Genomic DNA, 12035 nt, shown 5'->3' on the forward strand with positions numbered 1-12035 from the left:
TTCAGGATTCCTGTAAGCGGGCCAGCCGCTCGGCGGCCAGTTGGCGGATGTCGGGTTCGGAGTCGTCGAGCGCTGCACGTACGGCATCGATGCCGGCCTGGCCGAGCGCGGCGGCGCGTACTGCCCAGTCGGGATCGTCGACGAGCACGCGGGCGGCCTCGTCGGGCAGCAGGCGGCTCGCAGCCAGCGCGCGCACCTCTGGATCGGCGTCCCGCAGCATGCGGCCGAGCGCGAAGGCGGGCAGGCGGCGCGCCACTTCCTTGCGCACCGCCGGGTCGGGGTCGGCGGCCATGCGGGTGAGGCGGCCGTGAGGAAGCCGGCGGGCGACCTGCAGGCGTACCGCGTAATCGGCATCGTGCAGCAGTGTGTCGAGATGCTCGGCCGGCAGCCGGCTGGCCACGGTGACGCGTACTTCGCGGTCGGGGTCGCGCGCCAGGTGCAGCAGGGCGTCGCCGGACAGCCGGGTGGCGACCACGCGGCGCACGGTTTCGTCCGCATCGCCGATCAGCCGCGCGGCGGATTCGGCGGGCGCCCAGCGCGCGGCGATGGCGCGGCGTTCCCAGAACGGATCGTCCAGACAGGATTCGGCGAACTCGCGGTTGCGCGCCAGAAAGCGGTCGATCTGGCGGCCATTGTCGGCCACCAGACAGGCGTCGCCCGGTGCGCAGGTGCCGCGCGCCAGTGTGTCGCCGCGCAGCCGGCAGCGGCTACAAGCGTTCGCGGAGGAGGGGTGGTCGGGGCAGGAGTCGGCGTGGGCGGTGTTCAAGGCAGTAGTATCGACGAGTTGCGCGGCGCTGCTGCCGTGCAAGTCGCGTGCCCGCGCGTTGCGGCGGCCCGAGTGGGGCCGCGGGCGGATTTGTGTCGCATCTCCTACAAACGGCGGATGCCACAGTGATGAAACCCACACGGATAGGGGGTGAATCCGTGAGCTTAGTGTGAAATACTTCTCCCCAATTTGGGGAATGTTGTGTCGGGCATTTCCCGTGACCGCATGGGCGACGGCTGGCCGGCGTCCGGGAAAACGAGCGGCCGGCGCGCGAGCGGACGGCCTGCCAGGAGGTGAATGGTGGCGCTCGCGCAAATGGGCCTGCGGGCCAAGATGTCAGCCATCGTGGCAGTGGTGGTGGTGCTGGTGATGTTGCCCTTCGTGCTCGCCGGGGTGGCCTACCTCGACCGCCAGGGGCGCGCCGAGGCCGAGCGCCAGCTCAGCGTGATCAACCGGCTGGCGGTGGATCTGGTCGAGGCGCATCACGCCGGCGACGGCGACCTCGATACGCTGCGTGCGCGCCTGGACGAGTTCGTCATCGGCGACAGCGGCTACATCTTCATCCTCGACACCAACCCGGGATCCGGCTACGGGCGCTTCATCGCCCACCGCGCCGGCCCCGACGCCGGCTCGCTGGACGACGGCGAGGCGCGCGGGCGCGCGGTGGTGCGCAAACTGCTGGAGCGCCGCGATGGCGTGCTGGCCTACGACTGGCGCAATCCGGAAATCGGCGAGCGCGACTGGCGGCGCAAGCTGGCGGTGTTCTCCACCCATGCGGAACTGGGCTGGCTGATCGGTTCGAGCGCCTACGAGGACGAGTTCAACCGCGCCTCGATCACCTCGCGCAACTACATGATCGCCGCCGTGCTGGGCATGGCCGGGCTGCTCGTGCTGGTGCTCAATCTGTCCATCGGCGGGCTGGTGATCCGGCCCATGCTGCGCCTGCAGCGCACCCTGCGCACGCTCAGCCGGGGCAACGAGGCGCTGGTGCATACCGCCGACGAGGAGGCGCTGGTGCGCGGCATCTGCCGCGTGCTGGTGGATACCGGCGGCTTCCGCCTGGCGCGCATCTCGCTCGGCACGGCGGGCGGCGTGCTGCGCGAGGCGGCCGGCGCGGGGCGCGCGGTGCGCTTCTGCCATGCGCTGGCCGACCAGGGCACGGAGGACGAAGATCCCGCGCGGCTGGCCGTGGCGAGCGGGCGGGAAGTGCTGGTGGGCGGGCCGGAGGGTGCAGGCAACGGTTTGTGGCGCGCTGCGCAGGAGGCCGGCTGCCGCGCCCTGATTAGTTTTCCCCTGCTCGACGGCGAACGCGCGCTGGGCGCGCTGACCATCGGCGCCGCCGAACCGGGCGACCTGGACGAAGCCGGCGTGGCGCTGCTGCGTGAACTGGCCGAGGACCTGGCCTTCGGTATCGTCGGCCAGCGCACCGCTCGGGCGCGCCGCGCTGCGGAGGCCGCGCTGCAACTGCGCGAGCGCGCCATCGAGGCGTGCAGCGACGGCGTGCTGATCGTCGAAACCCGTCCCGGCGAAGCGCCCCGGTTGATCTACGCCAACCCGGCGGTCGAGCGCATCACCGGGCTGGCGCGCGAGGGGCTGGTCGGCGGTCCGCTGGAGGGCCTGTCGGGCATCGATCCGGAAGGGCTGGGCGCGCTGCATGCCGCGCTGGGCAGCGCACGCGAATCGGCGCTGGAGCTGTCCGGGCGGCATGCGGACGGCACGCCGTTCTGGTGCGAATGCTCGCTCGCCCGCGTGGGCGAGGACGAAGCCGGCGGCGCCTCGCACTGGGTCGGGGTGCTCAAGGAGGTCACCGAGCGCATGCTCTACCTGCGCCAGATCGAGCACCAGGCCAAGTACGACGTGCTCACCGGCCTGCCCAACCGCAATTTGCTGGAAGACCGCCTGGAACAGGCCCTGCACGCCGCGCGCCGGCATCGCAACGGGCTGGCCGTGGCACTGGTGGATCTGGATCACTTCAAGCTGGTCAACGACAACCTCGGCCATCGCCAGGGCGACGCCCTGCTGCGCGAGGTGTCGCGGCGGCTGATACAGGCGCTGCGCGCGGGCGACACGGCGGCACGGCCGGGCGGCGACGAATTCGTCATCCTGCTCCCCGACCTGGGCGGCGAGCAGGATGGCTACGCGGTGCTGCGCCGCGTGCAGCAGCAGCTGCTCGAGCCCATCGACATCGACGGGCGCAACTTCTTCGTCACCTGCAGCATCGGCGTGAGCCTGTATCCGCGCGACGGCGACGATGCCGAAACCCTGCTGCGCAACGCCGACATGGCGATGTACCGTGCCAAGGAAGCCGGGCGCAACACCATCCGCTTCTTCACCATGGAAATGGACCGCCAGGTGCAGGACCGCCTGGAGATCGAGCAGGAACTGCGCCGCGTGCTGGAGCGCGACGAGCTGTCGCTGGTCTATCAGCCCCAGGTCGATGCCGGCAGCGGCCGGGTGGTCGGCGTCGAGGCGCTGCTGCGCTGGCACCATCCGCGCCTCGGGATGGTATCGCCGTTGCGCTTCATTCCATTGGCCGAGGAGATCGGCCTGATCGGCCCGATTGGCGAATGGGTGTTGCGCGAGGCCTGCGTGCAGGCGCGCCGCTGGCGCGAACAGGGGCTGGACGAACTGCGCATCGCGGTCAATGTGTCGGCCCGCCAGTTCCGCGAGCTCGATCTGCCCGAGCGCGTGGCCGGCATCCTGGAGGAAACCGGGCTGGCGCCGCACCTGCTCGAGCTGGAACTCACCGAGAGCATGCTGATGGGCAACGTCGAGCGCACCGAGGAAACCCTCCACCGCCTCAAGCACATCGGCGTGGAACTGGCGCTCGACGATTTCGGCACCGGCTATTCCAGCTTCGCCTACCTGCGCCGCTTCCCCATCGATACCCTGAAGATCGACCAGTCCTTCGTCAGCGGCATGGTCACCGGCTCCAACACCGAATCCATCGTCTCGGCCATCATCGCCATGGCGCACAGCCTGGGCATGCGGGTGATCGCCGAAGGCGTGGAGAACGCCACCCAGCAGCGCCAGCTGTTCCAGCATGGCTGCGACCAGATGCAGGGCTACCTGTTCGGCCGTCCGCTGCCCGCCGACGAATTCGCCGTGCTGGCCGGCGAGCGCTGAAAAGGAAAAGGCCGGCGCTCAGGCCGGCCTTTTCAGGTGTTGGTGGGGGCACAAGGACTCGAACCTTGGACCAATTGATTAAGAGTCAACTGCTCTACCAACTGAGCTATACCCCCGTTTCTTCGCGGCCGATTCTACCGTATTGGAAGAGTGCCTGGTAGGCCGTGCTGGGCTCGAACCAGCGACCAACGGATTAAAAGTCCGCTGCTCTACCAACTGAGCTAACGACCCGTCGAAGAGGGGCGCATTCTAGAAGAACGCACCCAGGCCGTCAACCGGGTTTTCGCGGCGGATCAGCCTTCGCGCATCATCAGCCAGAGCTGCGCCTTCATGGTCAGCGCGCAGCCGAGGACGATGGCTACGGAAGTGAGGATGGAGCCCACCGCCAGCGTGGACAGCCCGCTGATGCCCTGGCCGATGGTGCAGCCCACCGCGGTGACGCCGCCGAAGCCCATCAGCACCGCGCCAAGCAGATGGCGGCCGAGGTCGGCGGGGTCGCGGAAGCCCTCCACGCGGAAGCTGCGGGTCAGCACGGCGTACAGCGCGGAACCGGCAATCACGCCGAGCGCGCTGGCGATGCCGAAGGTGACGATGCGGCTGGCGTCGCTCCACAGCATCAGCAGTTCCAGCGAGAACGCCATCGGCGCGATGAAGCTGAAGGATTCCGCGCGTCCGCTGTTGGTGCCGACGAAGGCTTCGTCCAGGGTCATGGGGTGTTCGGCGACGTAGCCGATGTGGCCGGAGACGTACCAGCCGGCCACCGCCACCAGGCCGATGCCGATGCCGCCCGCCAGCACGTCGGTACTCCACGCTTCGCGTTTGCCCAGTGCCAGGGCGAGCAGGGCGATGGCGGCGACGCCGGCGGCCAGCGGCAGGGCGGTGCCGCGCGCCGGGCCGGCGGCGGCGAGCAGCGAGGGGATGTCCTGCCCGCTGCCCAGGGTGACCGACACGCTGTCGAGCAGGCCCATGCGCCAGGCGCCGAACAGCCCGCGCATGGTCATGTAGGCCGAAATGCCGACGAACACGAAGACCACCAGCGACTTCAGGTTGCCGCCGCCCAGGCGGATCAGCGTCTTGCTGCCGCAGCCCGAGGCGAGCGTCATGCCGACGCCGAACAGCAGGCCGCCGACGATGTGCGACAGCCAGATCAGCCGGCTGCCGGCGTACATCGTTTTGGATACGTCGAGCAGGCCGCCCAGTTGCAGCACGGTGGTGCCCAGGATGGCCACCGCGATGGCCAGCAGCCACATGCGCATGCGGTTCCAGTCGCCGATGTTGAGCGCGTCGGAGACCGCGCCCAGCGTGCAGAAATTGGTCTTGCTGGCGATCAGGCCGAACACCAGGCCGAGGGCGAAGGCCAGCCAGGCGATGGTGGCGGCGGAGACGACGCTGTCTTCCATGACGTTGAATGGCGCGGAACGGGGGAAAGCCGGAATTCTATTGGAAAAAGCAGCCCGTGCCTGTGGACGGGCGGCTGGCCGTTCAGCGTTCGGGAATCTGGTAGGGCGTGGGATCATCCAGCCCGGCGGCCTGGAAGCCCGCGCGGCGCAGCCGGCAGGCTTCGCAGCGGCCGCAGGCGCGGCCCTGGTCGTCGGCCTGGTAGCAGGTCACGGTCATGCCGTAATCGACGCCCAGGCGGGTGCCCAGGGCGATGATCTCGGCCTTGGAGAGCTTGATCAGCGGCGCGTGGATGGTCATGCGCGCGCCTTCCACGCCGGCCTTGGTGGCCAGATTGGCCATGGCCTCGAAGGCCTGGATGTATTCGGGGCGGCAGTCCGGATAGCCGGAATAGTCCACCGCGTTCACGCCGACGAAGATGTCCTGCGCGCCCAGCACCTCGGCCCAACCCAGCGCGATCGACAGCATCACCGTGTTGCGCGCCGGCACGTAGGTCACCGGGATGCCGCCGTCGCCGCCGTCCTCGGGGATGGCGATGGTGGGGTCGGTGAGCGCGGAGCCGCCGAACTGGCCCAGATTGACCATCGCCAGGCGATGCTCGCGGGCGCCCAGTGCTTCGGCGACGCGCTTGGAGGCGGTCAGTTCGGCCGCGTGGCGCTGGCCGTAGGCCACCGACAGGGCATAGCTTTCGAAGCCCATGTTGCGGGCGATGGCGAGGCAGGTGGCCGAATCGAGGCCGCCGGAAAGCAGGACGATGGCGCGGCGGGTCTGGGTCATGATGCGCGGACTCACGGAAAAGCGGATCGGCTGGGGTGGCCGGGGGTTCGTTCTACTTGCCCCGGGCGTCGGCCCAGAGCACCTTGTGCAATTGCAGCTGGAAGCGCACCGGCAGGCGGTCGCGCACGATCCATTCGGCGAGGGCCGCCGGATCGAGCTGCCCGGCCACCGGGGAGAGCAGCACTTCGCAGCGTTCGGCCAGGCGCAGCGTAGCGATGCGCTCGAGCGCCCAGGCGTAGTCGGCCTCGCCGGTGAGCACGATCTTGACCTCGTCGCCGGCGCGCAGGTGTTCGATGTTCTCCCAGCGGTTTTTCGCTTCCTCGCCGGAGCCGGGTGCCTTCAGGTCCATGATGCGCGCCACGCGCGCATCGACCGGGGCGATGTCGAGCGCGCCGCTGGTTTCCAGCGAAACGGAATAACCCGCGTCGCACAGCGCGTTCAGCAGGGGCAGACAGTTTTTCTGTGCAAGCGGTTCGCCGCCGGTGACACAGACGTGGCGCAGGCCGTGGCTGGCGACTTCGCGCAATACCGCGTCGATGTTGGTGGCCCGGCCGCCGGTGAACGCGTATTCGGTGTCGCACCAGCTGCAGCGCAGCGGACAGCCGGTGAGGCGGACGAAGACGGTGGGCAAGCCGACTCGCGTCGACTCGCCCTGTACCGATGCAAAGATCTCGGTGAGGCGCAGCCGCACGGCGCGCCCGCCGCCGCTGGCGCCCATCGTGCTCAGCGGCTCGTGCCCAGGCGCTGTTGCGCGGCCTTCGCGGCGTTGCTGTCCGGATAACGCTCGACGACCTGCTGCAGCGTGCGCCGCGCGGCGTTGGCGTCGCCCAGGGCCTGCTGGCTATTGGCCAGGCCGAGCATGGCGTCCGGGGCGACCGGATCGGCCGGCCAGCGTGCCAGGATGGTGTTGAAATGATTGGACGCGGTGGCCACTTCCTTGGCCTGCAGTGCGGCGTTGCCGGCCCAGAAATACGCGCCGGGCAGGAAGCCGCTGGCCGTGTATTGGCCGATGAAGGCTTCGAAGGCGCTCAGGGCTTCGCGGTGCTGGCCGTTCTTGAGCAGGTTCAGGGCGTTCTCGTAGGCGGCCGATTCGGCGGCCGGATCGGCCGGGGCCTGCTCGCCGCCGGGCGATTCGATGCGCCGCAGGCGGTCGTCCAGATCGACGTAGAAGTCGCGCTGGCGCTGCTTGAGCGATTCGACCTCGTGCAGGAGCACCTCGATCTGCCCGCGCAGGCGGGCGACCTCGGTGCGCAGCAGCTCGTTCTGGCCGGCCAGCTCGAGCTGCGCGCGGTTGCTGGCCTCGAACCGCTGATCGACCTGCTCGCGCAGTTCGTTGACCTGGCGCTGGGCCTCGCCACCGCCGAACAGCTGGGCGGTGGCGATCGACGGCAGCAGGAGAAGTGCTGTCAGCGGGACGAGGCGCTTCATCAGAATTCGCCCGTGTACAGGATGTCGCCGCGGCGGTTCTGCGCGAAGCAATCTTCGCTGCGCTCGGTGCAGCGCGGCTTCTCTTCACCCAGGCTGACCGATTCGATCTGCGCTTCGGAGGCGCCCAGCAGGGTCAGCGCGCGGCGCACGGCGTCGGCACGCTTCTGGCCCAGCGCCAGGTTGTACTCGCGGCTGCCGCGTTCGTCGGTGTTGCCCTGGATCAGCACCTTGAGCTGCGGGTTCTGCACCAGGAAACGGGCATGGGCTTCGACCAGCGCGGTGTATTCGGGCTTGATCACGAAGCTGTCGAAGTCGAAGTGCACGCTGCGCTTGGACAGGATGTTGTTGGGATCGGTCAGCGCGGCGATGCCACTGCCCGAAACGCCCGGGGCGGTCACGGTGGCGACACCGGCGCCGCTGCGGTCGTCAACGGGCGCGCCGCCGGTCTTGTCGCTGGTGCCGGTGCTGCTGCAAGCGGCCAGCAGCGTGGCCAGGAGCGCGGGCAGGATCAGTTTCTTCATTTGATAACTCTCCGGTTTTGAATGTTTGAAACAGCAGTATGGGTACGACGATGTTATTGCCTCGGTAGCGGACCCCAGGCGGGTTCGCGCACGTCGGCCGCCTCTACCGACAGGCGCTGACGCACCCGCCCGTCCGCCGACACGGCCGCCAGCACGCCCCTGCCGCCACTTTCGGAGGCGTACAGGATCATGCGGCCGTTGGGGGCGAAGCTGGGCGATTCGTCACGTGCCGAATCGGTGAGGATCATGGTCTGTCGCGAGTTCAGGTCCAGGGTGGCGACCTGGAAGCGGCCGTTGTTGCGGGTGACGAAGGCCAGCGTGCGACCGTCCGGCGAGGGGCGCGGGGTCACGTTGTAGGGGCCATCGAAAGTCACCCGCTGGGCGTTGCCGCCGGCGACGGGAATGCGGTAGATCTGCGGGCTGCCGCCGCGATCGGAGGTGAAGTAGATCCACTGGCCGTCGGGCGAGAACGCCGGTTCGGTGTCGATGCCGGCGGAGGTGGCGATGCGCCGCACGCCGGAACCGTCGGCGTTGATCAGGTAGAGCTGCGACTGGCCGTCCTTGGTGAGCACCACGGCGAGCGTGCGGCCGTCCGGCGACCAGGCCGGCGCGGAGTTGGAGCCCTTGAAGTTGGCCACCACCTGGCGCTGGCCGGTGGTCAGCGTGTGGATGTAGACGATGGGCTTCTTGGCCTCGAAGGACACGTAGGCCAGGCGCTGGCCGTCCGGCGCCCAGGCCGGCGAGATGATCGGCTCGCGCGAGACCAGCGCGGCCTGCGCGTTGGCGCCGTCGGCGTCGGCGATCTGCAGTTCGTAGCGCGCGCCGCTCTTCACCACGTAGGCGATGCGCGTGGAGAAGTAGCCCGGCAGGCCGGTGAGCTTCTCGTAGATGAAGTCGGCGATGCGGTGCGCGGTGGCGCGGTTCTGCTGCGGACTCATGCGCAGCGACTGGGCGCCCAGCTCGACCTGCTTCTGCGTGTCGTAGAGGCGGAAGCGCACCTCGAAGCGGCCGTCGGACAGCGGCACCACGCTGCCGGTGAGGATGGCGTCCGCGCCGCGGCTGCGGAAGCCGGCCAGATCCGGCACCACGGCTTCGGGCAGGGCGATCGGGCCGATATCGACCAGGTTGAACAGCCCGCTGCGCTCCAGGTCGGCGCGCACCACGTCGGTGATGCCGCGCGGCAGCGCACTTTCGCTTTCGAAAATGGGGATGGCCACCGGGAAGCGCGTGGCGCCCGCACCGGTGATCTCGATGGAGAGCTGGGCCTGCGCGGCCATGGCGAAGGCCGCCAGCAGGGTGGCGAAGCTCAGGCGAAGGTAGGAAAGTGTCTTGATCATGGCGGCAATTGCGTCGAATTCTAAACCAATGGCGGATTTCGGGGGCGTTTGCGGCGTCTGCCGTTTTACTCGGCCAACGGCCTGAATTTGAGTTCCAGGGTGCGCTGGAAGAGCGCGCGGTTTTCCGGCAGCGGCAGGGGGCTGGAACGCCGGATGGCGCGCTCGATGGCTTCGTCCAGCAAGGGAATGCCGGACGAGCGCGTCAGCCGTACGTTGATGACCTCGCCGCTCGGTAGCTGGTCGACCATGAAAACGGCCTCCGGGTTGCCGGCCACGCCGGGCGGGGGCAGCAGATTGCCGCGCACCTTGGTGGCGATGGCGTTGCGGTAGGCATCGGCCGCCGCCGCGTTGCGCGAGGCGGCCAGGCGTGCCGCGTCCTCGCGCAGGACGCGGTCGAGCTGGGCCTGCTGGGCCTCCTGCGCGAGGCGCTCGGTCAGGTAGTCGGGCTGCGCCGGTTGCTGCGGTTGCGGCTTCGGTTCCGGTTTGGGCTGCGGCTTGGGCGCAGGTTTCGGCTCCGGCTTGGGTTCCGGTTTCGGCTCGGGCTTCGGCTGTGGCTTGGGTTCCGGCTTCGGCTGGGGTTTGGGCTCCGGTTTGGGTTCGGGCTTGGGCTTTTCCGTGCGCGTGGCCACTTCCGGCGGCGGCGTGGGGCGCGCTTCCGGCTGGGGCTTGGGGGGCTCCGGCTTGGGTTCGGGCCTGGGTTCCGGTTTCGGCTCGGGTTTGGGTTCCGGCGCCGGCTGCGGGCGCGGCTCCGGGCGGGTCACCTGGGGTGGCGGCGGGGGCGGCGGTGCGCCGACCAGGCTGACTTCCAGGCTGCCCGGCGGCGGATTCTGCCAGGACACCCCGAAGAACAGGAACAGCGCGAGCGCCAGGTGCACGCAGACCGTGAGGGCGAGCGAGGCCCATTTGCCGGGCGGCGGCGGACGGTGCAGCTGTGCCGGGCTCATCAGCCGCCGGACGCCGTCTGCAGGCTGACCTTGCGCACGCCGGCGGTGCGTACGGCTTCCAGCACGTCGATCACGGTCTGGTAGGGCAGGGTCTTGTCGGCAGCCACCAGGAAGGGCTGCTCGGGATTGGCGGCGAGCGCCTCGGTGATGAAGCGCTGCAGTTCGAGGTCGCTCACCTTGCGTTCGGGCGCGCTGCCCGATTCCTTCACCGACAGGCTGCGGTCGGCTTCCACGGCGATCACCATGGCCTCGGCCGGCGGCGCGGTGAGCTCGCCGGCGGTCGGCACGTCGATGTTGCCGGTCTGGATCATCGGTGCGGTGACCATGAAGATCACCAGCAGCACCAGCATCACGTCGATGTAGGGCACAACGTTGATCTGGTTCATCAGGCGGCGCTGGCGCATGTTCGGGCTCCTGCGTCCTCAGCGCAGCTGGCGCTGCAGGATGTTGGAGAACTCTTCCATGAAGCTCTCGCAACGGATGCTGAGGCGGTCGATGTCGTGCGCGAAGCGGTTGTAGGCCACCACCGCAGGAATCGCCGCGAACAGGCCGATGGCCGTGGCCACCAAGGCCTCGGCGATGCCGGGGGCGACGTGCGCCAGGGTGGCCGCGCCCACGCTGGACAGGCCGCGGAAGGCGTTCATGATGCCCCACACGGTGCCGAGCAGGCCGATGTAGGGCGACACCGAGCCGACCGAGGCGAGGAAGGCGAGATGGGCTTCCAGATCATCCACTTCGCGCTGATAGGTGGCGCGCATGGCGCGCCGCGCGCCTTCGATGATGGCATCGTGGTCGTGGCTCTTGGCGCGCAGCTTGGTGTATTCGCGGTAGCCGGCCTCGAAGATGCGTTCCATGCCGCCGGCGTGATGGCGGGCGGCGCTGGCCGACTGGTACAGGGCGTTGAGGTCGCCGCCGCTCCAGAAGTCGCGTTCGAACTCGGCGGTCTGGGTGCGCGCGGCACGGATCTGGAAGCCCTTGCGGAAGATCCAGTACCACGACACCAGCGACAGGCCGGCCAGCAAGGCCATGACGAGCTGGACGAGGACGCTGGCCTCGGAGATCAGGCTGAGAATGGAAAGGTCTTGATTGACGGTCATGCTGCGACGTGAGCGGAGAGTTGAGCCCTGACCTCGGCCGGCAGGGCGGTGGGTTTGTGGTGCGTGGTGCCGATGCAGGCCACCGAGACGCTTGCTTCGAACAGCAGTTCGTCGCCGCGCACGATGCGCTGCGCGAATTCGATGCTCGCGCGTCCCAGGCGTTCAATGCGGGTGAGCACGAGCAGGCTGTCGTCGAGCACCGCCGGGCGCCGGTACTCGGCCTGGAACGAGCGCACGACGAAGGCCAGCCCCTGTTCAGCCGCCATGCGCTGCTGGCTGAAGCCGGCGGCGCGCAGCCATTCGGTGCGCGCGCGTTCGCAGAAACGCAGGTAGTTGGCGTAATAGACCATGCCGGCCGCGTCGGTGTCCTCGTAGTACACCCGCAGCGCCCAGGGGAAGTCCGGGGCGGACGCGGCGGAGCGGGACTGGCTGGAGTTTTGCATCGCCGCATTCTAGCTGAGGACGCCGCGCCGGACGTGTCCGCGCAATGCTTTCGGCGCTTGTAAACACGCGCAAAAAGGTAAGTCGGTGTTACAACATCAAGGCTTCGGAGGGAAGGTGTCATGCACGGGTGAAGAAACGTGTCGATGGGTAAAATTGCATGGCACCCGTCCTGTGGGCGCGGGCGGGCCGTCCAATAC

General features: G+C 68.9%; 12 protein-coding genes and 2 tRNA genes. 1 reads left to right on the forward strand and 13 read right to left on the reverse strand.

Translation table 11 applies throughout. The features are described from left to right. Window position 1: 1 nt before the first annotated feature. Window positions 2-766, reverse strand: coding sequence for a 4Fe4S-binding leucine-rich repeat protein (locus E6C76_RS16570; protein ID WP_136349359.1), 765 nt, complete (start codon window positions 764-766; stop codon window positions 2-4). Window positions 767-1066: 300 nt separating this feature from the next. Between E6C76_RS16570 and E6C76_RS16575 the strand changes: the two genes are divergently transcribed. Further along, window positions 1067-3892, forward strand: a complete 2826-nt coding sequence (locus E6C76_RS16575; protein WP_168734365.1) for a bifunctional diguanylate cyclase/phosphodiesterase — start codon at window positions 1067-1069, stop codon at window positions 3890-3892. A gap of 40 nt (window positions 3893-3932) precedes the next feature. On the opposite strand, the gene E6C76_RS16580 is transcribed toward E6C76_RS16575, so the two are convergent. From E6C76_RS16580 to ybgC, 12 genes are all read right to left on the reverse strand, one after another. Further along, window positions 3933-4008 (reverse strand) — tRNA-Lys (locus E6C76_RS16580). A gap of 39 nt (window positions 4009-4047) precedes the next feature. Further along, window positions 4048-4123, reverse strand: a tRNA-Lys gene (locus tag E6C76_RS16585). A 62-nt stretch (window positions 4124-4185) separates the two neighbouring features. Next, on the reverse strand, window positions 4186-5292 hold the full coding sequence (locus E6C76_RS16590) for a YeeE/YedE family protein (RefSeq protein ID WP_136349361.1): 1107 nt from the start codon (window positions 5290-5292) through the stop codon (window positions 4186-4188). Window positions 5293-5374: 82 nt separating this feature from the next. Further along, window positions 5375-6067 carry a 7-cyano-7-deazaguanine synthase QueC gene (gene queC / locus E6C76_RS16595; RefSeq protein WP_136349362.1) on the reverse strand — a complete coding sequence of 231 codons (693 nt, stop codon included), beginning with the start codon at window positions 6065-6067 and terminating at the stop codon, window positions 5375-5377. A 52-nt stretch (window positions 6068-6119) separates the two neighbouring features. Then, window positions 6120-6785, reverse strand: a complete 666-nt coding sequence (queE, locus tag E6C76_RS16600) for a 7-carboxy-7-deazaguanine synthase QueE (protein WP_136349363.1) — start codon at window positions 6783-6785, stop codon at window positions 6120-6122. 5 nt (window positions 6786-6790) lie between these two features. Further along, a complete protein-coding gene (gene ybgF / locus E6C76_RS16605; protein ID WP_136349364.1) occupies window positions 6791-7495 on the reverse strand; it encodes a tol-pal system protein YbgF in 705 nt (234 codons plus the stop codon). Next, a complete protein-coding gene (pal, locus tag E6C76_RS16610; protein WP_136349365.1) occupies window positions 7495-8016 on the reverse strand; it encodes a peptidoglycan-associated lipoprotein Pal in 522 nt (173 codons plus the stop codon). Before pal ends, ybgF begins: the two co-directional genes overlap by 1 nt. Before the next feature lie 53 nt (window positions 8017-8069). Further along, window positions 8070-9353 (reverse strand): Tol-Pal system beta propeller repeat protein TolB, encoded by a 1284-nt coding sequence (gene tolB / locus E6C76_RS16615; RefSeq protein WP_136349366.1) that lies wholly within the window; start codon window positions 9351-9353, stop codon window positions 8070-8072. A gap of 65 nt (window positions 9354-9418) precedes the next feature. Continuing rightward, window positions 9419-10297, reverse strand: a complete 879-nt coding sequence (locus E6C76_RS16620; protein ID WP_136349367.1) for an energy transducer TonB — start codon at window positions 10295-10297, stop codon at window positions 9419-9421. Then, the gene (locus E6C76_RS16625; protein WP_136349368.1) at window positions 10297-10701 is read right to left on the reverse strand and encodes an ExbD/TolR family protein; all 405 of its coding nucleotides are present in this window, start codon (window positions 10699-10701) and stop codon (window positions 10297-10299) included. Before E6C76_RS16625 ends, E6C76_RS16620 begins: the two co-directional genes overlap by 1 nt. A gap of 18 nt (window positions 10702-10719) precedes the next feature. Then, entirely contained in the window at window positions 10720-11394 is a 675-nt protein-coding gene (tolQ, locus tag E6C76_RS16630; RefSeq protein WP_136349369.1) for a protein TolQ, read from the reverse strand. Next, window positions 11391-11837 (reverse strand): tol-pal system-associated acyl-CoA thioesterase, encoded by a 447-nt coding sequence (ybgC, locus tag E6C76_RS16635; RefSeq protein WP_136349370.1) that lies wholly within the window; start codon window positions 11835-11837, stop codon window positions 11391-11393. The genes tolQ and ybgC overlap by 4 nt, the downstream gene beginning before the upstream one ends. Window positions 11838-12035 lie beyond the last annotated feature (198 nt).

The sequence above is a fragment of the Pseudothauera nasutitermitis genome, from assembly GCF_004801295.1.
In the GTDB taxonomy this organism is placed as follows: domain Bacteria; phylum Pseudomonadota; class Gammaproteobacteria; order Burkholderiales; family Rhodocyclaceae; genus Pseudothauera; species Pseudothauera nasutitermitis.